General features: G+C 60.8%; 33 protein-coding genes. 8 read left to right on the forward strand and 25 right to left on the reverse strand.

Going from position 1 to position 22,159, the window contains the following annotated elements:
* Positions 1–5: 5 nt before the first annotated feature.
* From GJ698_RS02180 to GJ698_RS02200, 5 genes are all read right to left on the reverse strand, one after another.
* Positions 6–1,397: a DUF4055 domain-containing protein gene (locus GJ698_RS02180; RefSeq protein WP_154355935.1), complete on the reverse strand. Its 1,392-nt coding sequence runs from the start codon at positions 1,395–1,397 to the stop codon at positions 6–8.
* An 11-nt stretch (positions 1,398–1,408) separates the two neighbouring features.
* Positions 1,409–2,728: a phage terminase large subunit family protein gene (locus GJ698_RS02185; RefSeq protein WP_154355936.1), complete on the reverse strand. Its 1,320-nt coding sequence runs from the start codon at positions 2,726–2,728 to the stop codon at positions 1,409–1,411.
* Positions 2,703–3,182: a DUF2280 domain-containing protein gene (locus GJ698_RS02190; RefSeq protein ID WP_154355937.1), complete on the reverse strand. Its 480-nt coding sequence runs from the start codon at positions 3,180–3,182 to the stop codon at positions 2,703–2,705. The genes GJ698_RS02185 and GJ698_RS02190 overlap by 26 nt, the downstream gene beginning before the upstream one ends.
* 66 nt (positions 3,183–3,248) lie before the next feature.
* Positions 3,249–3,746, reverse strand: a complete 498-nt coding sequence (locus tag GJ698_RS02195) for an HNH endonuclease (protein ID WP_208023758.1) — start codon at positions 3,744–3,746, stop codon at positions 3,249–3,251.
* A 1-nt stretch (position 3,747) separates the two neighbouring features.
* The gene (locus GJ698_RS02200) at positions 3,748–4,380 is read right to left on the reverse strand and encodes a putative metallopeptidase (RefSeq protein WP_166454782.1); all 633 of its coding nucleotides are present in this window, start codon (positions 4,378–4,380) and stop codon (positions 3,748–3,750) included.
* Between the two features lie 120 nt (positions 4,381–4,500).
* On the opposite strand from GJ698_RS02200, the gene GJ698_RS30590 reads away from it, so the two are divergent.
* A complete protein-coding gene (locus tag GJ698_RS30590) occupies positions 4,501–5,082 on the forward strand; it encodes a hypothetical protein (protein ID WP_154355938.1) in 582 nt (193 codons plus the stop codon).
* A gap of 41 nt (positions 5,083–5,123) precedes the next feature.
* Entirely contained in the window at positions 5,124–5,828 is a 705-nt protein-coding gene (locus GJ698_RS02210) for an SEL1-like repeat protein (RefSeq protein WP_154355939.1), read from the forward strand.
* A 6-nt stretch (positions 5,829–5,834) separates the two neighbouring features.
* On the opposite strand, the gene GJ698_RS02215 is transcribed toward GJ698_RS02210, so the two are convergent.
* Entirely contained in the window at positions 5,835–6,080 is a 246-nt protein-coding gene (locus tag GJ698_RS02215; protein ID WP_154355940.1) for a hypothetical protein, read from the reverse strand.
* 658 nt (positions 6,081–6,738) lie between these two features.
* On the opposite strand from GJ698_RS02215, the gene GJ698_RS02220 reads away from it, so the two are divergent.
* On the forward strand, positions 6,739–6,993 hold the full coding sequence (locus GJ698_RS02220; protein WP_154355941.1) for a hypothetical protein: 255 nt from the start codon (positions 6,739–6,741) through the stop codon (positions 6,991–6,993).
* Positions 6,994–7,376: 383 nt separating this feature from the next.
* Here the strand turns inward: GJ698_RS02220 and GJ698_RS30420 are convergent, their stop codons facing one another.
* Positions 7,377–7,541, reverse strand: a complete 165-nt coding sequence (locus tag GJ698_RS30420; RefSeq protein ID WP_166454783.1) for a hypothetical protein — start codon at positions 7,539–7,541, stop codon at positions 7,377–7,379.
* Positions 7,542–7,617: 76 nt separating this feature from the next.
* Between GJ698_RS30420 and GJ698_RS02225 the strand changes: the two genes are divergently transcribed.
* Positions 7,618–7,896, forward strand: coding sequence for a hypothetical protein (locus GJ698_RS02225; RefSeq protein ID WP_154355942.1), 279 nt, complete (start codon positions 7,618–7,620; stop codon positions 7,894–7,896).
* A 230-nt stretch (positions 7,897–8,126) separates the two neighbouring features.
* Here GJ698_RS02225 and GJ698_RS02230 read toward each other — a convergent pair whose 3' ends face one another.
* From GJ698_RS02230 to GJ698_RS02270, 9 genes are all read right to left on the reverse strand, one after another.
* Positions 8,127–8,492, reverse strand: a complete 366-nt coding sequence (locus GJ698_RS02230) for a hypothetical protein (protein ID WP_154355943.1) — start codon at positions 8,490–8,492, stop codon at positions 8,127–8,129.
* Positions 8,493–8,550: 58 nt separating this feature from the next.
* Positions 8,551–9,087 (reverse strand): hypothetical protein, encoded by a 537-nt coding sequence (locus tag GJ698_RS02235; RefSeq protein WP_154355944.1) that lies wholly within the window; start codon positions 9,085–9,087, stop codon positions 8,551–8,553.
* 83 nt (positions 9,088–9,170) lie between these two features.
* Entirely contained in the window at positions 9,171–9,365 is a 195-nt protein-coding gene (locus GJ698_RS02240; protein WP_154355945.1) for a hypothetical protein, read from the reverse strand.
* On the reverse strand, positions 9,362–9,787 hold the full coding sequence (locus GJ698_RS02245; RefSeq protein ID WP_154355946.1) for a hypothetical protein: 426 nt from the start codon (positions 9,785–9,787) through the stop codon (positions 9,362–9,364). The genes GJ698_RS02240 and GJ698_RS02245 overlap by 4 nt, the downstream gene beginning before the upstream one ends.
* Position 9,788: 1 nt before the next feature.
* The gene (locus tag GJ698_RS02250) at positions 9,789–10,409 is read right to left on the reverse strand and encodes a DUF6475 domain-containing protein (RefSeq protein ID WP_154355947.1); all 621 of its coding nucleotides are present in this window, start codon (positions 10,407–10,409) and stop codon (positions 9,789–9,791) included.
* Positions 10,402–11,343, reverse strand: coding sequence for a phage replication protein O (locus GJ698_RS02255; RefSeq protein ID WP_154355948.1), 942 nt, complete (start codon positions 11,341–11,343; stop codon positions 10,402–10,404). Before GJ698_RS02255 ends, GJ698_RS02250 begins: the two co-directional genes overlap by 8 nt.
* Positions 11,336–11,515, reverse strand: a complete 180-nt coding sequence (locus tag GJ698_RS02260) for a hypothetical protein (protein WP_154355949.1) — start codon at positions 11,513–11,515, stop codon at positions 11,336–11,338. The genes GJ698_RS02255 and GJ698_RS02260 overlap by 8 nt, the downstream gene beginning before the upstream one ends.
* Positions 11,512–14,142, reverse strand: a complete 2,631-nt coding sequence (locus GJ698_RS02265; RefSeq protein WP_154355950.1) for a DNA methyltransferase — start codon at positions 14,140–14,142, stop codon at positions 11,512–11,514. Before GJ698_RS02265 ends, GJ698_RS02260 begins: the two co-directional genes overlap by 4 nt.
* A gap of 17 nt (positions 14,143–14,159) precedes the next feature.
* A complete protein-coding gene (locus GJ698_RS02270; protein WP_208023759.1) occupies positions 14,160–14,867 on the reverse strand; it encodes a recombination protein NinG in 708 nt (235 codons plus the stop codon).
* 35 nt (positions 14,868–14,902) lie between these two features.
* Between GJ698_RS02270 and GJ698_RS02275 the strand changes: the two genes are divergently transcribed.
* Both GJ698_RS02275 and GJ698_RS02280 read left to right on the forward strand, forming a co-directional pair.
* Complete coding sequence (locus GJ698_RS02275) at positions 14,903–15,214, forward strand: hypothetical protein (RefSeq protein WP_154355951.1); 312 nt, start codon at positions 14,903–14,905, stop codon at positions 15,212–15,214.
* A gap of 83 nt (positions 15,215–15,297) precedes the next feature.
* Complete coding sequence (locus tag GJ698_RS02280; protein ID WP_154355952.1) at positions 15,298–15,540, forward strand: hypothetical protein; 243 nt, start codon at positions 15,298–15,300, stop codon at positions 15,538–15,540.
* 14 nt (positions 15,541–15,554) lie between these two features.
* Here GJ698_RS02280 and GJ698_RS02285 read toward each other — a convergent pair whose 3' ends face one another.
* Positions 15,555–16,784, reverse strand: coding sequence for a phosphoadenosine phosphosulfate reductase domain-containing protein (locus GJ698_RS02285; protein WP_154355953.1), 1,230 nt, complete (start codon positions 16,782–16,784; stop codon positions 15,555–15,557).
* Between the two features lie 35 nt (positions 16,785–16,819).
* Between GJ698_RS02285 and GJ698_RS02290 the strand changes: the two genes are divergently transcribed.
* Positions 16,820–17,098 carry a hypothetical protein gene (locus GJ698_RS02290; protein ID WP_154355954.1) on the forward strand — a complete coding sequence of 93 codons (279 nt, stop codon included), beginning with the start codon at positions 16,820–16,822 and terminating at the stop codon, positions 17,096–17,098.
* 44 nt (positions 17,099–17,142) lie between these two features.
* Here the strand turns inward: GJ698_RS02290 and GJ698_RS02295 are convergent, their stop codons facing one another.
* Positions 17,143–17,580: a hypothetical protein gene (locus GJ698_RS02295; RefSeq protein WP_154355955.1), complete on the reverse strand. Its 438-nt coding sequence runs from the start codon at positions 17,578–17,580 to the stop codon at positions 17,143–17,145.
* Positions 17,581–17,617: 37 nt separating this feature from the next.
* On the opposite strand from GJ698_RS02295, the gene GJ698_RS02300 reads away from it, so the two are divergent.
* Complete coding sequence (locus tag GJ698_RS02300; RefSeq protein WP_154355956.1) at positions 17,618–17,830, forward strand: hypothetical protein; 213 nt, start codon at positions 17,618–17,620, stop codon at positions 17,828–17,830.
* Between the two features lie 20 nt (positions 17,831–17,850).
* Here GJ698_RS02300 and GJ698_RS02305 read toward each other — a convergent pair whose 3' ends face one another.
* The 7 genes from GJ698_RS02305 to GJ698_RS02330 all read right to left on the reverse strand — a co-directional run bounded on the left by GJ698_RS02305 (position 17,851) and on the right by GJ698_RS02330 (position 22,076).
* A complete protein-coding gene (locus tag GJ698_RS02305) occupies positions 17,851–18,393 on the reverse strand; it encodes a hypothetical protein (protein ID WP_154355957.1) in 543 nt (180 codons plus the stop codon).
* Positions 18,390–20,285: a DNA cytosine methyltransferase gene (locus GJ698_RS02310; RefSeq protein ID WP_154355958.1), complete on the reverse strand. Its 1,896-nt coding sequence runs from the start codon at positions 20,283–20,285 to the stop codon at positions 18,390–18,392. Before GJ698_RS02310 ends, GJ698_RS02305 begins: the two co-directional genes overlap by 4 nt.
* Positions 20,282–20,575: a hypothetical protein gene (locus tag GJ698_RS02315; protein ID WP_154355959.1), complete on the reverse strand. Its 294-nt coding sequence runs from the start codon at positions 20,573–20,575 to the stop codon at positions 20,282–20,284. Before GJ698_RS02315 ends, GJ698_RS02310 begins: the two co-directional genes overlap by 4 nt.
* Positions 20,576–20,610: 35 nt before the next feature.
* Positions 20,611–20,817, reverse strand: coding sequence for a hypothetical protein (locus tag GJ698_RS02320; protein ID WP_154355960.1), 207 nt, complete (start codon positions 20,815–20,817; stop codon positions 20,611–20,613).
* Positions 20,818–20,864: 47 nt separating this feature from the next.
* Complete coding sequence (locus tag GJ698_RS31120) at positions 20,865–20,990, reverse strand: hypothetical protein (protein WP_267874768.1); 126 nt, start codon at positions 20,988–20,990, stop codon at positions 20,865–20,867.
* A gap of 3 nt (positions 20,991–20,993) precedes the next feature.
* Positions 20,994–21,233, reverse strand: a complete 240-nt coding sequence (locus tag GJ698_RS02325) for a hypothetical protein (protein ID WP_154355961.1) — start codon at positions 21,231–21,233, stop codon at positions 20,994–20,996.
* A 66-nt stretch (positions 21,234–21,299) separates the two neighbouring features.
* On the reverse strand, positions 21,300–22,076 hold the full coding sequence (locus GJ698_RS02330) for a DUF6551 family protein (RefSeq protein WP_154355962.1): 777 nt from the start codon (positions 22,074–22,076) through the stop codon (positions 21,300–21,302).
* Between the last annotated feature and the right edge of the window lie 83 nt (positions 22,077–22,159).

Consider the following 22,159-nt stretch of genomic DNA (forward strand, 5'->3'; position numbering starts at 1 on the left):
GTTGATTATGCTGCTTTGGGTTCAGCCATTGCGCCCAATGCAGGCCCCTCCCCTTCAAGGCGGCCGATTTCGTCCTCCCACGTGACATCCGGCTTGATGATCCCGCGTCGTTGGAACTCCTCGTAGAGGCTTTGTCGCGAGATGTAGCCGGACTGGCAATACTTCAGCAGCAGCTCAGCACTCGCCTCAGCCAGCGCGGCAGCGCCGAAGTCCTTGAACAGCGTGACGTGCCCTCCCTGCTGCTCACTCAGCCACTCGGCCATCAGCTGCAGAGCCTGGTCGGCGGAATCCTCGATGTTTTCGGCCACTTTTTGCAGCGCGCATGCGCCCTGCTCGTTGTCGGCAAGCGTCTGCGATTCGGTGATGTTGCCTGGTTTGATGACCAGCAGTTCGGCCCCCGCCTGACGCATGCGGTCTTCCAGATCGAGGATCGACATACGGCCGGCCTCGATGGCGGCACCGGTGTGCTCGACGAATTTCAGGTCGCCGTTCGGATCCTCGGACTTCACCGCGGCACCTGCACCGACCGTGATGGAGCTCTCGCCCAGCATCTTGGCGAACAGAATCGGCACCCGGGCGACGTGCAGGATGTTCTGCTGGTCGCTCTTGCTCTGCCAGTGCTCGACGTTGGCGTGCGCCAGCTCCAGCAGCGCCGGCCGGGCCATCATGAAGCCCAAGCGGTTGCCGTACACCGGCACGAATGGGATGCCCTTCAGCGTCGTGACTCCGCTCTCGTGCGGCGCCCAGTCGTCATTGCCTTTGCCCTCGACCTTGCGCCAAGTCTCCCACGCACCGCGACGTAGCACTCGTACCTGCTCGATGCACTTGACGTCGAACTCGCCGTCCGGCACCTCCACCGATTCCAGCAGGCGCAGCTGCGTCAGGCCGGATTTGTCGGACAGCCAACCCAAGATGCAGCGTGGGTGGATCTGCACGAAGTACGGCCGCACGCCGGCGGAATCCTCGTCTGCCTTGGTCACGTACAGCGGATTGCCGTCCTTGTCCTTGGTGGCCGGGTAGTCCACCAGAATGCCTGAGAACCCGTAGCCCAGCGCCTCCTGCCCAACCTCGGCGAGGAAGGCGTGGAGGTTGCGGCCCTGGCGGTCGACGTCCTCACACAGCGTCTGGATCTTGGCCGGAACATCCTTGCCGAACGTCACCGGCTTGCTGAACGGCTTGGCGCCCAGCACTTCGATTGTGCGCTGGTAGGCAGGGAACAGCGTGGCAACGGCCAGACGCGTCGCGTGCGCCTTATCGTCCTCGCCCGGCCACTGCGGCAGGTACTTGACGCCGGCAGCCCGCATGGCGTCGGTGCCGCCCAGCAGCGCATCGATCAGGTCGCAGTACTTGTTCAGCGCTGCGGCTGCATCGGATTGTTTGCGGACGGCGTGGACCATGGAATTCCTTGTTACATGAGCAGCGGAGAGACGCTGGTATCGCGTTTCGTCACAGGCCAGCGCTTCGTGATGAAGTAGCCGCCAGCGTCGTTGGCGTGGTCGAAGCCACCCTTCTTGTCTGGCTCACCCTTGTCGTCGTAGATCTGGCGCTCCAGCGACAGCGTGTACTTCTGGCACTTGTTCGTGTTGACCAGGAATCGGCGCTGGTCGTAGGTATTGCACAGCATCGCATTGACGCTGTTGATCCGGTCCTTCACGGCCGGGTTGCTGTGGTCCACCACCACGGCGAACTTGGCGCCGCGCAGAAGGGTCAGGTCCGACTCGCTCGCGCAGCTGGACTTTCGGTTTTGGCCGGAGGCATCTGGATAGACCGATACCGTGTGCTGCTGGCCAGCCTGCTGATAACGCTCCTTGATCTTGATGATCATGGCCGGGGTGTCGAACACCTCCGTGAACTCATCCACCGCGCGCGGCATATCGTCGCGGATGACGAAGACCACGGCGGCCATCTTGCCCACGTTGAAGTCCATGCCGATGTGCAGCGCGTCGCCAGGCTTGACCGCGTCGTCCGTGTGATTCTTCCGACGGTCGAAGCAGTAGTAGATGACGCCCTGGTAATTCTCGAAGCTTGCCAGATACTCCTGGCGAAACGTACGCGGGTCCATCTTGCGCCGCGCCGCCTCGATCTCCTCCGGCGGGACATTGCCGCCGTCGACCGAGGTGTAGAGCCAGCTCTTGTGGTCCGGCTCGCGGCCTTGGCCATCCAGATAGCTGTCGTAGCAGTGGTTGAAGCCCTTCGGCGTGCCGATCCGCAGCGCATGGCCGCCGACCCGCTGCTCGCCGTCGATCTCATACTTGCAAGTCGACAGCATCGGGCGAAGCACTTCTTCCCACGCTTCGTACGGGCAGTCCGCCCATTCGTCCACCAGCACGAAGAATAGGCCCGAGCCGCGCAGATTGTCGTATGAATCCAGACCTACGATGCGGACCACGTGGCCGGCCTTCGTCGTGATCGAGCACTCGGTCTCGTTCGGCTTGCTCGCGCGCCAACTGGCCGGGATCGCCTGCTTCAGCCGACGCCAAAAAACGCGCTTCGCCTGCTTGAAGGTCGGCGCGCCGTACCAGATCTCATCCTCGACGCTGACGTTCCACTTGGCGGCCAGGCGCACCGCGCGGCGAATCTCAGCCTTACCCAGGAACGTCTTGCCGAAGCGTCGGCCGCACACCGCGTCGCGGAAGCGCGCCTTCTTCTGGAATCCCCAGCAGTAAATGTTCGCCTGCTTCGGCGTCAGCTTTACCGGCGGGTCAGAGTATGGGCTGGTCTGGGACATCTTCGTCAGGCTTCAGCACATACTCCGGCGCAGCAGGAATGCCGCCCTCCTGGGTGCCCACCGGTGCTTTCGGCGGATCCAGTCGGCGGTTCACGTAGACGTCGCCGACTTCCTTGGCGGCCTGCTCGATGATCTGCATGGCCAGCGGCAGGTTGCCCTTCGACTCGGCCTTGTCGGCCATTCGGTCCAGAGCGCGCAGCCGCGCAGCGCGATTGGCGATGCCGATCTCGGCCGTCTCCTCGCGGAAGCGCTTGCGCGTGTCATCGAACAGCGTGCGCCACTTGATGTTCAGTGTCCGGCCGGCGTACTTCGTCGGGTCGTAAGTCTCCACCTGCTGGCGGGTGACGTCGAGCTTGAATTGCTCCTTGACCGACGTGACAACCTGGGTCGGCTTGTCGAAGCACGCCAGGGCCTGCACGATGAAGGCTTTTACGTCATCCTTGAGTGCCGCCATGGGGATTGCCTTCCGTCAAGGGGCCGTCAATGTCAAGCCGCCTTCAGCAGACAGGTATCAGTGCCCTTAAATATGGTTCCAGGTGCGGCGCGCACGCACATCGCGCACGGTGCGGACGGACACGCCGAACTGCTTCGCTAGTACCTCCTCAGCGCCTGCGCCGCGAATTGCTGCCACTGCATTTTCAGTAAGCTTGGAGTAGCCATTCGATTCGCCAGTGGCTCGCAATTTGCCGTAGTGATAGGCATGCAGCCGGTTGCCGCTGGCAGTCACCCATTCCAAGTTAGTGACGTGGTTATTATCCCTGCTCGCGTCGATGTGATTCACCTCCGTAGCACCTTCGGGTTGCGCCAGGAACGCTTCAGCAACCAGTCGGTGAACACGAACGGATTTGCGGGTGCCGGGAGCGGAGAGATTTACCGATGGGTATCCGCATACCCGAAATGAGGCGAGAATCGCACCGGCCACGCCGCTGTTGCGAGTCGTCAGGCGCTTAACGCGACCATGCGAGCTAACTGCGTAATTCGGCCAGCCGGGCGCGACACGCCACTCTTCCATATCCATATCATCCTCGGGAGCATGTACCACACGCGCGGCTGATCGACGCAGAGCTGACCGTCGGGCCAGCTGCGACTGCATCGATCAGTCGCTGAATCTCGGGCGTCGCGCCGTAACGGGCGACCACACCAACGAACTCTTCAATGTCGTGCGCGCGCAGCGTTAGTTTCGGCAGCCCCTCTTTAGTGAACTTTGGCGACCCGAACTCGTCGATCTCCTGCCCTATATGCATCAGCTCGTGTTCGACCAGCGCGCAGAACTCCGCGTCGCTGCAGGTCAGGCAGTAGCTGGCGTCCAAGGTGATCAGGTAATCGGGCACCATGCCGAACCAGTCGGTCATCTGCTGTTGCTGGCGGCCCTTCTGCCATGGTCCACAGCGGAAGAGCATTTCTTCGCACTGGCCGATCACCGTGCGGCCCTGCTTGTTGAAGCTGCCCGGTGCCCACAGGAACTGCACGTCGCAGTACTCCAGGTGGGCGTGGTCGGGATTGTGCAGCTGGCCGCCCTCGGTGAGGATTTCGCCCCGGGCCCAGGTCAGCACCTCTGGCGCTGGGGCGAACCGGCAGTTCAGCGGGTCGGCGAACGCCGTAGGTGGCGAAGGTCGACCATGCCGAACTTGGGTTTTATCGCGACTCGCCATTCTTGGCATACCTAATTATTACGTTGACTTGTATACCAATAGTGACAATTGGTGAGATTGTGTCAATATTGATAGAACTATACTTCAACGGTGGGATGTCCCACTACTCATGAGGATGATATGAAACGCAAACTCACTTTCGTACTTCTGCTGCTATCCGCACTCTTGTCGCCAGTGACCAGAGCTACCGTGTACAACGGCTTCCTGTTTAGCAACAAGGCACCGAGTATGCTGGCTCAAGGCGACTCCCTTGACAACGGCAGCCATGTTTTGGTCATGCAGACAGATGGAAACTTAGTGTTCTATCGTAAGACTGGGATGGTTCCAGTCTGGTGGACTGGTGTTTACGGCGACTACGCGGTCATACAAGGCGATGGTAATTTCGTCGTATACAACAAGGCGGGGCAAGCTGTGTGGAGCAGCGGCTCCTACGGTCCAGCGGGAGTGTACTTGTTGACGACTCAGCTAAGCCAAGCCGGAGACAGCGTGGTCATCCTGAGGAGCCGGGACGATGGCAACTATGACCAGGTCTGGCAGTCGAAAATTGATCCGAAAAATGAACAAGGTTGTCCTGGCGGCAGCAATCCGCAACAATATCCAGTATGCATCAACGGAATGACGTTCAATCTCCCTATGTGCAGTCAAGCTGATGCAGCGGCCTACGCACACCAGCAAGGCGGCTACTACGGCGCCTGCCACTAAATCCTTCACGTCCGCCCGCCGCAACTGGCGGGCATTTAAACATGAACTCACGATCAAAGATCATCATCATACTGGCCGGATTCACCCTGGCTATTTGGTGGTTCTGGCCGAGCCCCTCTACTCCGGTCACAATTGAGAACAGCGCGCGCACAGCAGAGAGCAGCGGACCAATTCTTGATGCTTCGAGAAATCCGCCGACAGCCATAGAGCCAGCCACGCTCTCGCCATTTTCGAAAGGCGCGGCCATCCAACCAGCAGGTGCCGAAACCGCAGCGACTATCCGCAAAGCGCTCAAGGCTGCCGGCTTGCGCACGCCAGACCGATATTACGCGATGGGATACAAGGAGCTTCGCTCGCTTGCAGACCAGGGCAACATCTACGCTCAGATTCAACTGGGGGCGCGATACATATTCACCAATAGCGCGCTGGAATACGATCCTGATTACGACTTCTCTAAAATTCCAAAGGTCGAGGCGTTTAAGCTTTTCAGCCAAGTTGCCTTGAGGGGGAACGCTTCGGCGGTTGAAATGCTTTCGACAAAACTCGCCGACATAGATCCTGTCGAGGCGTACAGCTGGAAACTACTCTCCGCAGCGAGTAGCGGCGAAAGCCAGCGCGAATTCTATAAACAAAATCAGTACAACTTCCAGCTCGACGCAGCCGACATCGCCAAAGCCAGAATCCGCTCGCAGCAATTGATGCAACAAATGATGTCGTTGCCACCACTATCGCTGCCAGCCGAATAGCCGGAGCTAAGCTGGGTCGACCGCCAGCATCACAGGCGGCATCGTCACGCCCAGCACGGTCAGCGCGACGGATCCGCCGGCGGCTAGGATGGCCAGCTCGTTCGCGGACGGCTTCCAGTAGCTGACCACCGCAGGCATGCCCTCCACCTCGATGCGGGTGATCGGCAGCGCGTCGCATGGCAACTGCGCCTGGTCCCAGTCCTTGGGCGCACCCAGCACTGCATTGTTCGTGTGGTGCTGGTGCTTGTTCATAGCATTCTTTCTGTTTGTCGCCGCCCGCTCCGGGCTGGAACCGCCGGGCGCGGTGACCTGCACGCGGCGGCCGGAACCACTCGGTCATGTTTCGTCAGCGACTGCGCCCGCTTTTCGTAGCCCGCCCGCTGGAGCGCGATGGACGGTCGCGTTGTACAACCGAGTCAATACCGGTTCAAGCGACGCACAATTAGTGCTGCGCGCTGACAACAAATATTTTTTGCGATAGCATGGAATTGCGAATTTACACTTATTTCTGGAGAGTAAAATGCTAAATCTCGCGGAAATCGAACGCCGAATGCTCCTGTCTAACGATGCGCTGACAGTCGATGCCAATGGGACGGAAACGCTGCGCGGCCTCACGGTCAACGAGTCAGAGTTCGTTCTCGCCGTTGAAAGAACTGCGTCCGAAAATGTTGGTGCAGCGGAGTCGCCGTTATATAAGGAGCTACGCGATCGCCATGTACACTCTCGACAAATGAACGCTGTCCGACGTCGCCTAAGCTGCCCGAAGCCTGGCGCCGAATAGTTATCCAGCCCGTCGCATCGATAAACGCATTTCCCCGCATCAACTGCGATTTCTGCCCCGTAGCGTGCTGCAGAGTGATATCGATCAGCGTAGCATTGGCTCGTTTTAGATAAACGATCGAGGCGAGAAATGCTTCATTTGGACGAGGAGCGTCGCAGCGACCTACTGGACAAGGGTGCCTTGACAGTTGGTGCGGATGGCGATGAGGTTTTGGTCGGACTAAGTCTGGCCGAGTCTCATTTTTACTTGATGTACGAGGAAAATCCGATCGAAGCGCATGACACGGGCGAAACCGCCCTATACCTGCAGCTAAAGCATAAACATTTAGCAGCGCGAGGTGCCGCGCTGCTCAACGCAAGCGAAGCATCGCAAATTACCCACTGATCTCCGCCTTGCAACTAGTCCTCTGCTGTGACCTCGGGACTCACGCAGATACAACGAATTATTGTGGCGGCCGGGAACTCCCAGCCCTCAAACACACATCAGCGAACCGGCTTACCGGTCGGTTTCCACGAGTACCTTTGGGTCATTGGCCGCCAGGTGCTGCGGCTCAGCGTGTTCGTGGTCTGATTGCCTGCGGACTTTGATTCATCGCGCGCGATGTCGTCGCTGGTGTGTGGTTGCCAGGTTACAGCGTCCTGGCGGCCGGTCTGGCGCGCGGCCCGAAGGCGGCGCCCGGCTGGGTGCTCTGTCTAAAATGTTCTTGTGAGGCTACTTCTTCATGATGCGCACCTCCTCGGAGGCTTGCTTTGCGCGGCCTGCGCGCTTCATTCTGTGTCGCCGCTGTCCGGCTGGCGATTCCGCGGCAGCAGGTGCCAGCCGAGTTGACGCCGGATCTCATCGCCGGTGGGCGGCGGGTCCAGCGGCTCGTGCGTGCGGCGATCCATGTACTCCCGGACGCACTCCTTAGTGGGCTTCGTGGTGTCGGTCATGGTTGACATCCCTTAAGGAGCGACAGTCTCGGCGCTTTGATGGGACTATGGGTCAAACAAGCGGTCAGGAGGCCATATGTCCCAACCAAAAAATCCGTACTACGTTCCGATAGCAACCCACCGTAATAAGCAGCTTATGAAGGACATTGTTCAGGGCGTTACGGTGTTAATTGATGTCGTGAATTCAGAGATGCCCCATGACCGGTCGCTCGCCAAGGCGTGGATCGATGAGAATCAGCCCAACAATGGTGCGGCGATAATTTGGTTTGAAGATGCGAAGACTAAAGCGCGACTTAAATTCGGAAGCGTTGACGAAGTGCGCGCCCTGATGTTGCAGTCAGAAACGGTCAGGTAGTCGAATTGACAAATGAAAAAGCCACCGCAAGGGTGGCTTCGATGTTTGCTCCAGCGCTATCTGCGAAGTGAGCAGTACACACGAGCGAAAGTATCAACGGAGTTGGTGCTAGCCTCGAATCCCGGTTATCGGTGAGGCTCGGAGCCTGCATTACGAGTGCCAAGAGTGTGTACGACTAGACGTTAACGTACTCGAATCCTCATGTCAACCGCTGATCTTCAAGTTCAGCATCACTTTAGCCCGCGCGTCCAATGTGTCTGGTAAATATTCCCGTTTTTATACGAGCAGTTGAACGTAACAGGCAGCGGCGGACTAAAACTACCGCTTATGTGCAGCACTGCATCAACATCAATCGTGGTGATTTCGCCTTGAGATACAACGCGCGTGGATATATCAGTCGCGTGGTTTGCCGGGGATGCAGCAAGCATGTTCTTCGCACATGCCAAACGGATCTTATCGACGTTGCTACCGACATTTGACTCGATTACTCTATTCAACGGATCCTTGAGTACCATCTCTTTCGGTATTTTCGTTGCACATCCCGACACAAATAAACAACCAACAATAGCAAGAACTTGAGATCTGGCGAACATCATGAGCATCCTATAAATTAAGATGCGAGTATACAATTTCCATATGGAAATATCCAGATACTCATCTCAAGATGCCTCCAGCGCGCGCATTGTGCGACTGGAGCAGGCCCTCCAACTCGCTGACCATGTCCTTGACCTTCTCCAGTTCGAAGCCACCGGCGCCGGCGATCTCGGCTTTCCCGGTGCCTTTGCAGGGCGCACAGATTCGGCGATCGGCCGTGTTGCCACTACCGCTGCACGCCGGGCATTTGCCGTCGAGCCAGTGCGCCAGCGAGCGCTCGGCGATGCGCCGGTAAAGTTTCTGCGCACTGTCCGAATCCCAGGCTGTATTCTCCTTCAACCATTTCCGCTCACGCCCCTTCTCGATGACGCGCGCGGTCCAGATGCGCAGCAGCTGCGCCAGGTTGGCGCTGCCGGATTCGAAAAGCTTGTGCTGCGTGCCGTCGGCGTACTTCACACGCGACAGCAGCGAGCCGATGCCAGCGCCGGCCGTGTCCGCCAGCGCCGCCGCGCACAGCGGGTCGGTGTCGTGGTGGTGCGCGTCGTCCTGCAAGTTGGTGGAATTTACAGCGTGAAGGAAGCGGTCGGCGAAGCCCATGGGTTACCTCGATGTGGAAGCCCGAACGTTAACACATCCATGAAAAAAAGAAAGAGGCGTTGCCGGGAATCTGTTGTTCTTCGTCATCGCCACTTCTTGTTGACCTTTGGCGGCTTGGGTTTCTTCGGTTTTGGCTTCGGCTTCTCCGCTTCCAGCTTCACCGATTCGGCCGGGTCGCGGTAGCATGCCGCAGGCAGCGCGCGGCTGCGTTCCGGCGAGTGGCGCGCCGGCGCCAGCATCACGGCCAGCAGCTCATCCTTGCGGAGCGGCGCGTTCATACTCGCAGCACTCCGGTGAGGTCGAACTCGGCCACCGCGGCCTGCGCGGCTCGCGCGATGGCGACGTTCGGTACCGACCGCAGGTAGACCATCGTCCGGCCGACGCCTTCGCGCAGCACACGCATCTCGTCGCCGGTCACGCCGTGCTTGCCGACACGCTGGGCCCGCGCCTGGATCTCAGCGATGGCCAGCACCATCGCGTGTGCGATCGGCAGGATCTCGTGGCCGGCCGGCGCGATGCGGCGCACCAAATCGGCGTTCGACAGCAGGTCGTAGATGTGCTGCTCCTGCAGATGGTCCATCCCGAGCGCCACGCTGGCCTGGAACCCGGGCATCTCGAACTCGACCGACTTGCGCATGCCCAGCGGCAGGACGCAAGGCTTGGGCTTGTAAGCCTTGCGACGCTTCTTGGTATTGGCCATCTCACCCCTCCAACCGTGGCACGGTCGCACGCTGCATCGCGAGTAGAGGCGTATCACTGCCGCCGGCCAGCACGCGCTGGGCAGCTGCCGGATCCCCGACCAGCACCGGCACCTGGAGCGCGAAGCCCTGCTTTCCGTTGTGGGCGTTAGCCATGCCAATGAGGCGAGGAGGATAAGCCGGTGTCTCGCCACGCATCCGGTACCCGCGATAGCGATTCTCGAATTCGCGTGCGATGAACGGCCAATCACTCTCAACCTTACCCATTAACTGCAACCAGCCGCCCATGTCGTGCAAAACGCGGTGGATCAGCGCATCGTCGAACACGACATCGGCGTAGGAGCCGACCTGACGCACTGCCCGATCAACCTTCGACCAGGCTACCGCAGCCTGGTCGGCAGTTCGCCCCTGAAGCATCTTGCCCACATCCGCAACCTTGGGCATCCACTGTCCGCTGTCCGGGTTCTTCGCGTGGGCCCACAGCGCCTTCTCGACGGCCTCCAGGTTGTACTCGCGCAGACCTTCCCAGTAGACCGTCAGCACGCCCTTGGATAGCTCTTTGCCGTAGTAGTCGGCCACGCCGATCAGGGTGGTGAAGAACCGTTTTTTGTCGTCCTCAGTCATGGCTCTGATCCTTCAAAAGTTCCTCGACTGCGCGCGCAGTAGCCTGGCCTGCCTTGCCCAGTTGCTGGATCGCCGACGCTCCCGGCACGCTCCCTCGACGCTTGATGGCGAGCTGATCCCACTTCTCGCGCAGCTTGCTGGGCGACAGGATGTTGGCGCGCCAAAAATCGTCGTCTTGCGCCCAGCTGAACAGCTCGCATATCTCGCGGTGGGTGCGGCCATCGCGCTCACGCATCAGCCGCACGTCGTCGGACCAGTTTTCGAAGTTCGGAGGCTTGTGGCCCGGGTTGTTCGCCAGGATGCGACCAAACAGCCAGCGGGCGCACTGTTCGTCCTCGGGAGTACTGCGGCGCTGTTTGCGTCGCTCCCTGCTTTCATCATCATCGGCAACGGGAGGCGGCGCCACGGCGGCGCTTTTCGCCGACGTGTTGTTTCCTTCTCCTATTCCTGCTACTGCTACTGCTCCTGTTTCGGGGCTCAGTACCGAAGGCTTTCGAAAGGGTTCGTTTTCAGCCTCGAATTTGTCCAAAATAGCAGCAGGAAAAACGGGGGAGAATTCGCGCAAAGCCGCAGCCAGTGCGGCTTTCGCCATGACCGGGCCCGACAGGGTTTCGAAAAGTTTCCCCGCTGCCTTCCCTACATTCGGATTTTCGAACTGGTTCCACTTCAGGTAGCGCAGGATGACCACCCAATTTGACCTATCACAACGGTAGATGTAACCCTTTGCGACAAGTCCTACAAACCCTTTCGATACCCTTTCCGCACTCCATTTAAGGTCATCGGAAGCATATGCCTCCGGAAGGCGAAAGCATCCCAGCATGTTGCCGTGCGGGCAGGTTAGAAGGTACAGCGCAAGAGTACGCTCGTCCTCCGACATGGCCGACACATCCTCACTGGTCCAAAAAGCGGTGTACACCTTTCCGTATTCACGCATCTCGCACCCCTGCGACATACTGCGTGCGGCCGGTCAGCGCGTCGCGCACAGTGGATTCCGCAACCTGAAAGCGGCGCGCCAGTTCACGGTAGCCAGCGCCACGCACACCAGGCTTATAGGCTGCGCGGATGGCTCGCACCTGGTCATCGGTCAAAACACGGCGGCGCGTCACGATGCATTCTCCTGGTCCAGCGCCACCAGGTCGAACAGCGTCGGCATGCTGACCTCGCGCTCCGCCTCCTGCAGGTAGTGCACCTGGTCGCGGAAGTAAGCGGCGTTGAGCTCCGAGCCGCGGCCTTTCCGGCCCAGCTTCAACGCGCGAACGCCGACCGTGCCCAATCCGTGGAACGGGTCATAGACCACCTCGCCCGGGTTGGTGTAGCGGCCAATCAGGCGATCAACGATATCGATCTGGAATGGGCACACGTGATTCTCGACGGCGCGCGCCGCCTGGGCGCCGTTCAGCGTCTTCATGCGCACGATGTCATGCCAAACCATCGGGTCGCTACTGCCCGGCGCCAAGCTCATGTACGTGGCCGGCAGCGACTTGCTCGCCAGCATCTGCTCGCCGGTGTCGACGTGCAGTTGGTAGTCGTAGACGTTGGCCAGCGACAGCTCGGTGAACATCTTCGCCAGCTTGGCCGGGCCGTAACTGGCCAGCTCCGCCGCGCCCAGCAGGCGGTTGCCGCTGGAGCGCCAGAATGCGTGCGCATCGACCTGCCAGCGCGCGACGCTGTAGCCGGTGCCCGGGATCGGCGGCAGCGTCCGATCGAAGTCCACCGGCAGGCCATCATCGCCCAGGCACTGCGGCTTGACCTTCGTCACTGGCGTGTCGGCGTAGCCGCGCGCGCGGTCCGTCTGCGGCTTATGGAACAGCAGGATGTACTCCGGCGAGCCGACGCCCATCTTCGTGCCATCCTTGCACACCTCGGAATAGCCCAGGCGGTAGGTCTGATTGTTCTCCCGGACCACGTCGGTCACCACCGTGATCATGCCCATGTAGTCGAAGCCGTGCTTCAGGCCATGGAACAGCGCTTCAGCGTGGAACGGACTGACAGTCGGCACGCCGGCGCCGGTGACGTTTCCGAACAGGATACGGTCCTTCACGTGGCAGGCGTAGATGCGGCCCGGCTGCAGGATGCGCAGCAGTTGCGGCGTCAGGAAGTCCATCTGGCGCCAGAATTGCGCATTGTCCTGCGTGTGGCCGAAGTCGTTGTAGCTCGGGCTGTATTCGTAATGGTTGGCGAACGGGATCGACGTCAGGACCATGCCGACAGAGTTTTCAGGCTGCTCCAGCGCCTCCAACACGCAGTCGTTATGCGCGACGCTGAAGTGATCGCCGACGGCGACCTGGCGTTGCACGCCGATCGTGCGCGCGAGCGCATCCTGCATCGACAGCTGGTCCAACCCGTAGGTGCGGATGATCTCGCCCATCTTGGACTGCATCTCGTCGTGCTGCTGCCACTTCACCTGCAGGTCTGCCAGCACCTTGCGCTCGACCTCGGTATGCACGATGTCGATGATGACCGGGTGCTTCTGCTGGAAGCGCTGGACGCGGTGAATGGCCTGGATGAAGTCGTTGAATTTGAACCCGACGCCGGCAAAGATCTCGCGGTGGCAGTGCGCCTGGAAGTTGCAGCCCGAGCCGGCGATGATCGGCTTCGTCGACAGCACCGGGAATTTGCCGTCGCTGAAGTCAGCAATGCGCTGTTCGCGTTCGTCAAGATCCTGCGTACCCCAGACGCTCACGGCGGTCGGAATTGCTGCTTGGATAGCGTGCCGTTCGTCCTCTAGATCGTGCCAGACCACGAAGTGGTCTTCCGGCGCCGCCGCGATGATCTCCGCGACTTTGGCGACGCGCGCCGCCATGCTGTTGCGCTTCTCGCCGGCGGCCGCCGACAGGCCCATGGCGACATCCGGGATCAGCAGGCCTTGTCCGTTCTTCTCGACGCCGGCCGTCTCGTAGTTGCTGGGCACCTCGTGGTACCGGATCTCGATCGGCGGCAAGTCGTAACCCTCGTTTGAATGCCCCAGATCGCTCGGATGATGGATGACCACCGCCCAACTGTTGATCCACAACCAGAATTCATGTTTCTTGTGCGGATACAGCTGCAGGTTGCCGGCCTTCTCACTATCGCGCTGGAAGAAGCGGGTCAGCGACTGGCCAGTGTCCATCACGCCCAGGAAGCCAGCGTAGTGGATCAGTTCCTTGAAACGGTTCGGGCTTGGCGTGGCCGTGTACACGAACTTGAATTCGACGCCTTCGAACATCGGCAGGAATTCCTGGTAAGTCTTGCTGCCGTAGCTGCGCAACACGCTGGCTTCGTCCAGGCCGACGGCGCCGATGCGGCCGGTGGTGATCTTGCCTTCCCGGACCGACTCGTAGTTCGTCAGGTAGATCACGGTCGGGTCGACAATTTCAGCATCAGTGCGCACGAACTGCACCGTGATGGCCTGCTCACCGGTGAAGCGCTTGGCGGCCTCACGAATGAATTCCTGCCGCACGCCCAGCGGCAAGACGATCAGGCGGAACATCTCCGGTCGGCGGATTCCGATCTGCCGCATCACCTCCAGGTTGGTGCTGGTTTTGTGCAGGCCGAACGATGCGAAGATGGCGCGCTGGCCGCCGGCGAGCGCCCAGCGCACGATGTCGCGGGTGTGGGGCTTAAGGCCGGGGTGGATCTGCTCCAGCGGCACGTCGAAGCCCTTCTTTTGGGCCAGCTTGATTTTCTCCCGCAGGAACTGGCCGTATTCGACCTGCACCAGCAGCTTTTGTTCTTCAGGGCTAAATGCGCTCATGTCTCTTCCGTTTCAGGTTAAATTCCAGCAGCTGGTGCAGCAGCAGCCTTCAGGTCTTTCAATAATTTTCGGTAGTGCGCGGTCATGGCGATCAACTGGTCGACCGTGTAGTGGCGCGACTCGTTGTCGGCCTCAAGCGCCTCGACAGCGGCCAGGCCGATGCGCGCGATGACGCCGGCGCGGAACGATGCCGCCGTGGTGCCGCCTGGGCGGTTGCAGCCCTTCAGCTGAGCGAACACGTTGCGCTCATCGAAGCGGAGGTGCGGATGGCTTCCGCGCGACAGGTAGTGCCCGGCATCCCAGACGCCGCCGGTAAGCGAGCCAGCGGCGGCGCGACGGCCGCAGCAAATACAAGGTTTGTCACGATCGCGGAATCGCACCCAGGCGTTGAACGCCTTCTGGCAGTCAGCCACGTGGTCAGCCTTGCGCTTGAACTTGGCCAGCTTCTCCTTGCGTTCCTTGCGTTCGGCCTTTGCCGCGGCCTGTCGCTGTTTATCCAGCTTAGCCATGGCCAGCACAGCACCGCATTCCGGCGAACACCAGATGACGAAAGGCGCCGGCCGCACGAACTCTGCGCGGCAGCTGCGTACGGCACACTTGTGCTTCTTCTCGCGCGCCGCCTTGGTGGCTATCTTCGTCACCTCGCGCGCCTCGATGCGCTCACCGCGCGCGAACGCATTGGACTTCATGGCCGTCTTGCGGGGCGGCATCGGGGATCGCTTCATAGCACACCCCTGCGATTCGATAGCAAATTGCTATCATGAAGCTCAACAATTCGAGTAATAATATTTACAACATAATTCAGAGGCGTGACATGCCCCACATCATTCAGGAGACCTATAGAGGATGGGAAATAACCATTCGATGCAGCCATATCGCGAGCAAGATCCACCCTGCGCGATATACAGCTATTGCCGAAGCAGAACTGCAGCCTGGAGAGAACCCGGGCGACTGGGTCGATCCACGAATGCAGGTGCTCAGCACTGGAGGGCGAAGCTTTGCAACCGGCGATGCGTGCATCAACGCCTTGCTCGGAGAGGCTAAACAGCTGATCGACGCATTGCGACGGTGATAGATTCATCGGCGCCATGCCGCACTTCGTGGGTGAACGGCGCATCATGCTAATATCATCCTTGCAACCTTTAGGAGAGCGCCATGACCCACCAAGTTTTTCTTGAAGCTGGCGACTATGTCGCCTACTGTTCGGCACTTGAAGTTCGCCCTGAAAAGTGGCAGGCATCCGTGCTCTTCGAAAGAAAAGTCGATTTTGCGAAGCCCCAGGTTCCAGCAATGAGGCACAATCTCCCGGATGATTACCTTACCCGCGACGCCGCGATAGCGACCGCAATCGCCTACGCTGAAGAGCGTGCAGCGCATCATCAAACTGGCCTTGCCTAAACTGATGCGGTTCATCAAAGCTCAGTCTCCGAAAAGAGGCGAGGTTGAACCGCACCGTTCGCATAAACGGTATCCATGACGGTAGTGGCGATCGGTTCGTCGCCATCCCAGCCATCTGGCCAGGTTCCCAGTTCGATCAACTCGCGGATGCGCGCCTCTTCCTCTGTGTTGATCAGATCTACCATCGGGCGGCCAGCGGCGCGCGCGGCGACATTCACTTCATCTTGTATGTCCAGAATCGTCGTGAGGCCCATGCGGCGCGCCTCGAAAGTCAGCGGCCCCATACGCTGCGGATTGGCCGCCGCTTTCCCACTTTTCAGGATCTCAAGGCCGGCCTTGCGCAGTCGATGCTTCGGCAACCGCAGTTCGCGCCAGAGTGGCTTGATGCGCTTCAGCGGCGCCAAGTAGGCCCACTGCGGGTTCAACAGGATGTTGTCCAGCGCCATATCGGAGTCAACCAGCGGGCAGCCGGTACAGCCGGTGCGCGCGTTGATCTCTTCCGCCTCGTCGCCGCCATAGGCCTCCGCGATCGCGGCCGTGCTCCAGTCGCCAAACTCGGCACCGGGCGCCCAGTGCCGCAACCACTCCCACACGTGGCAAACACGCCAGTGCAGCAGCGGCGCCAGCGTGGCCAACCGGCCGCGAAGACCCTTGGCCTCCGGCAGCACTTTCTGATACCAGCCCTGGCCGCACTCGGCGCCATCCTTACTGCAACTCATCTCGATGCGCTGATCGCGGATTGCGCTCTCCCCTTGGCGCACGCCGGTGATCATCAGCACCTGGCCGTCAAGTTCGGAGATGCGCTGCTCCAGCGCGTGCTGCATCGGATCAATCTTGATCTGCCGCGTGCACCAGCGCAGAGTATTGTTGTTCGGCGGCGGGACGCCACGGCCCAGGATGTAGACCATGAAGCGCTTGTCTAATGGCGCGGTCACGACTTCAACCTGGATGCCGCGCTCGCGCAGCTCGTCGATGATCTGCTGAGCGGCATGTGCCAGCGGCAGCAGTTCCTGCCGCGTATCAGCGTAAAACACTGTCAGCGTTTGGGGACGCGGCACGCGGCCGGTATCCAGCAGCCAGATGATCAGCGTGAGCGTCGCGCTGCTGTCCTTGCCGCCGGACCAGGCGATGCCCCAGTGGTCGTGCGACGCGCCGTAGGCCAGCAGCGACTGAATCGTCATTTCGATGGAGTCGGTCATCTGCAGGCGCTTGGCGCCAGCGGCGAAAATATCGGCTTGGTTCATGCTACGATTCCGTTCTCGATCTTCAGGAGGTAAGCATGGCTTGTGCAATGCGGACTTATCACGCTGGTTGGGTAATCTCCACGGCCTGCTGGGAAGAGAATCCACCTGGTTGGCAACCTGGAGACGCGCCGCACTACTGCGCGAGCGGCAAAGCCCAACTCGTTGATCCGGACGCGTACAGCGGCACGTGGTTGTCGAAGGCCGACATCATTGCGCCTGCGGATAAAAACAATCTGTTCACGGACTCGAATCTCGCCCAGGCGACCATCGCGAAGGCGCTTCGCGAGATGATCGAGGCGTTGAAGGTGCCGTGATCGCCGCATAGCCATGGCGGCGCCGACAGTCTCGACGGCGGCCGTCATGGCTTTCCTCCTAGCGACAGCGCCACGCGTGCGCGCTTCGCGTCCAGGCCCGCGACGCGGCAACCGACGTCGGTGGCATGGAAGTACTGCAACTGCAGCAGAGGCTGGCCAGCGCGCGCAAAGCCGGCTTCGACCAGGCGCGCCAGTGCGGCTGCATCGCGGCGGTTCACCAAGTATTCGTTGCGGAAGCCCCAGCGCGCCTTCGGATGGTGCGGCGTGGCGCCCAGCATGTGGCGCAGGATGTCGAGATCACCCTCGTGTAGCGTTGCGACGCGGTCGGCCAGCAGGCAGCCGTGGCACTTCTTATGCTGCACCAGCACTTTGGCCGGCGCCGCCTTGCCGCAGGCGCAGCGCTTCGGCTGGAGAACCGGGCCCGGCTTTTCGTTGGCGATAGCGCGGTGTTGCCGCTCCGCGCGAGAGAGATCATAAATCATGATATTATCTTTCTAGAAACTTTATTTAAGGACTTCCATGACGATCGAACCAAAACCACTGACCGGCGGACAAGAATCCCTATTGGCCCGTGCTCACGCAACCACACTCGAACAAATCGACATCGCCAAGCAGATCGTCGAAGAGCAGTTCAAGTTTTCAACCGGTGACGCCAGAAATTCTGCGGTCATTGCTCTTACGGATGTACTGGCAACCAACTACCTCGCCGCAGTCACTCGCTCCGCAGGTTAAGCGGGCTAATACAATCGGAATCACGCAGCCACCATCCCAATCTCACGCTCGTGCGCGAAGTTCGACATCGCGTTCCGGTGGTGCGCCCGCACTTCTGCCGCCAGTCCTGAATCGCCTGTCGCAAGCAGGCCGGCGGCAACCACACGCTCCAATCCCTCGTTCAGAGCGTAGCGACCGAGGTCACGCAGCTGCACGTTCACGGCCAGCTTCTTGTGGATCGGGTAGTCTTCCATCCAGCAGCCATACTCCGGTGCCGCGTAGATGCGCACGGCCGCGCGGTCGCCGTCGATCGACTCGACCACACCCGGGAGCATCTGCGTGTATTTTTGCGTACTGTCCTGGACCTCTGCCCACAGCGGCATGCTCGTGACCATACCGACCTGCCAGTAGGCACGCGCCTCTGCGGCCTCCTCTGCATCGCGGGCCTCCCAGTACGCTTTCAGGCGGCGATTTTCCGCTTCCTGCGCCTGGCGGACAGCGGCCGGAGAAACCGAGCGCTTTCGACGCGCCGGCCCAACGGCCTGCGGCGCGTCAAAGTCAAAACACAGCTGCGCGGCGCTCATAACGTCGATCCCTGCGAGGAAGCGATCGCGATGGCCACCGGCTGCACCCAGATCGGCATCGCGCTGAGCGTGAACGTCTCGCCGGCGGCGGCCAGCAGCAGCGTCGTGCCCATCACTTCGCCGATCGCCTGCGCGGCCAGCTTCGGCACGGCGTTGCCGATCCTCTCGCGGTGAGCGCTGTCGTTGGTGCCGTCCAGCATCGGAAATGCGCTGGCGCCGGTCCGGCGTTTATGTTCGTCGATTTCGCGCTGAGTCTGCGCATCCGCCGACCAGTGCTCGCTCGGATCAATCAGCGACTGCAGCGCGGCCAGCTCCAGTGTCGTGAACGGACGATGCCAAGTGCCATCCAGCGCGCGGATGATCGCCACCGTCTTCTCGTTCTGCGCCGGCAGCGCAGGCACCGCATCGATGCGAGGGTCTGCTACGGACCAGCGACCATTGTCGTAGCCGGCCGACGCGCTGACGGCGCCGCTCTGGCCATACCACGGAAGCACGCCGTAATGGCCGCCGGTCAGGTAGGCATCCCCCTTCACACGGCTGTTGATGCCGCTGCGCGGGTCAGCCACCGCGAAAGCGCCTTGCCCCGTCGTGCTGCCGGCGATGACCGTGCCGGCAGCGTCCTCGAACGGCGTCACCAGGTATTTGCCAGCGCCTTCAAAGCCCGTGCTTGACCGTGGATCGGCCACTGCGTACGCGCCCTGGTCGTCGCCGCCGATGACCGTACCAGTGCGCTTATCCCAGCGCGTCACCGCGTATTTGCTGAACAGCGGCCCGGCCGGCGGGCGCGGATCTGCAACAGAATACTTACCCCCACCTGGCGCCGACTGGGCGCTGATCACACCGCTCGTGTCCATCCACGGCATCACCCCGTATTGGCTGTATTCGGCCTGGGTATCCATGCGCGGATCGGCCACCGAGTAAGCACCGGTGGTCGGCGTGCCGCGCCCGGACACAGCACCGGTGTGGTGATTCCAGGCGTTAACGCCGAGGTAGTCGTGACTGCGCTCGGGAAGAATCAGGTATTCGCTCAGGTGACCATCTTCCACCGCCAGGCGATTCAGGCTGCGCCAGTCGCTGCCAGCTTCAACGAAGGCAAGACGCACCCACGTCTTCCACTGCAAGCGCGGAATGCGGTGCATCGGGCCGCCGGCCTCATCGCCAGGGAATGGCATGCGGCCAAGCACCTCGCCGACAGCGCGCAGGCGCTTTTTTTCCGGCTCGTACAGGAATGGTGGCACCTTCTCCATGTGGCGCGCCACCAGCAAGAAGCGCTTGCGGCTTTGCGCCAGACCGCCGATCTCGCCGCAGTCGTGCGTCGTCTCGGCCACGGCGTAGCCGAACTGCTGGAGCAGCTGGTTGATCTGGTCTAGCAGGCGCCGGCCACGCGTGGCGAGACGAGGCACGTTCTCGAACACGATCAGGTCCACCGGGTTGTCAGCCCAAGCTTCCACCATCAGCCAGATGCAGCGCAGCGTCAGCTCGTTGAGTGCCTGGTACTTCGCTGTCTTGCTCAGCGACTCGCTCAGCAAGCCGCTGGCGCCCTTGCATGGCGAACTGATGAAAACGATGTTGGGCGACTCGTTGCCGGCGGCACGGCGGATGTCAGCGGCACCAACCTCTCGCCAACCGGTCGGCGGTTCCTTGCCATGAAACGCTGTGTACTGCGCGCGCGTGAACAGGTCCATTACGGTGCCTGGCCGGCCTGGGCCGGCGTTATCGAAGTCGCGGATCGCGGCTGGATCGACGTCGATGCCGCCAATGCAGCGCAAAGTGGCCGCCATGTTGCCTACCTGCGGCTGGGCCGCGTTGAAGCCCTGCTTACCACCGCCAAGGCCACAGCAGAAGTGGAAATGGGTGAATTCCTTCGTGTGGACAATCAGATCGCGCTTCATGCCCGTGCTCCCGCTGCGCGGCGCGCAATGGTGACCGACATCGGATGCGGCTTGCCGCGGTACGCCGGGCCGGCGACCTGTCCGACGTACGGCGTGGGCGGCGCGATGGCTGCGCGCGCCGCGATGGTGATGTGATAGGTCAGGTCGACCAGGTATGCATGACCAGCGTCCACCAAGTCGTGGAAGTGCTCGCGACACACCTTCTCGACCTTGTCGTCCTCGATGTCGAATTCGAGCTTTTCACAGATTTGGTAGAAGGTGCCGGGCCCAGCGACGAGCTGGCGCAGCATCGCGTGTGCGAGGCTGGTCGAGTGCGGGAGCTTCCTCATGGCTGGCCAGCCTTTCCGTCAGTCAGATCGACCGTCATGCGCAGCTTGCGGCGCGCGCGGTACTCCGCAGCGCTGGTAGTGGCGTTCTTTTCAGCGATGTGCTCACGGTCTTTTTCGCGCCATTCGCGGGCCGCGAGTGTGACTTTCTCCTCCGGCGTGCCAGTCTGTGCTGGCGCCGGTCCTTGCTGTAAAATGGCTGGCATGTAATTCCTCTTGTAGGTGATCGGGCCGCGCTGCAACGCGGCCTTTTCTATTTCTGCTGTTGAGCGGCGGCTTCGCGCGCCAGGCGCTCGTAATGCTCCCGAGCCATCACATGGCCCGGCTCAGTCGGCAGCGGCTCGGCGCCCTGCTCTTTTTTCTGGTGTTGCTGGGTCATCGATTACTGTGCCTTCCCGGCCAGACCGGCACGGATGTCAGCCACGGCGAAGTTGAATTTCTCGTGCGCCTTCAGGATCATGCTGTCGCCGAACGGCAGCTTGCGGTGGCGGATCTTGCTGATCACGGGTGGCGCCACTTCGAAAGCACGCGCCAGCTCCGCATCATTCTTCAGTTTCAGTTTGTCGATCAGGGTGTCCAGCAGCGCTGGCGCACCAGGTTGTGCTTGTGCAGTCAATGACATGCAGTTCTCCATCTTTTATGTCGCCGCACGCATCGGGGCGCGGCATCCCGTTACCGCTCGTTGAGTTCAGGGCACCTTGATTCCACATGCCTTCAAAATCGCCGCCTTTGCGTGGGCAGCACCGCCGCCGCGTGCGCCAGCAGCTGTCTGCAGCGCGCTGGCAATGTCCATCACCTGCCTTGCCGTCGCCTTGCGTTTGCGCAGCTTTGCGGCAATCAACTCCATATCGTGAGCGCCAACCGCAAGATCAAACATGCCGCGCAGCACCACGCCAGACCAAGCGCAGTCGTCTTCCTTCCACGCCGAAGCGATGCAGTCCATTGCGCGCTTCAACGCCGCGGGATTCGCGTTTGAATACGAGGTAATGGCGCCAATCGCATTGGTGAACCCCTTACGGAGGCCGCCGGTGCTGACCGCTATACCATATGTATTCATGATGGACTGTGCAGCGAGCGCGACAGGATCTCTGGCGACGAGCGCAGCGTCATGTCGTTGTTTGGACGTGGCGTTCTTTTTGCCTTTGCCATTCCCAATTAAAAAACACTTGGCCTCGCTTTCGCGGGAACCATGCACCACCATCGCTTGGATATGCGTGTAGCCCAGTTGACCGGCCATATGCACGGTGTGTTGTCCGTCGGTGATCATCATCCGGCCATCGGGGCGCACGGAGACGTTGATCGCCTTCATCGCGCCTGGCTCGAAGTTCTTTGCGTAGCTATTGGCGCGGATCACGTCCAGTGCGCGCTGATAACCGCCGCTTCCTGAATCAACGTACAGATCGGCGATTGCGACGAGGCGCATCTCGATATCGGGAGCATTCTTTACGGCGAGGTGCTGTTGCATGGTGGTTCTGCTCTCCTATGGGTTTACAAGAGGATTCACGGTGGCTCCTTTGCATTGGTGGCGTAGGCAACTGGCTGGCCGAG

The sequence above is a fragment of the Duganella aquatilis genome (assembly GCF_009674565.1).
GTDB lineage: Bacteria > Pseudomonadota > Gammaproteobacteria > Burkholderiales > Burkholderiaceae_D > Rugamonas > Rugamonas aquatilis.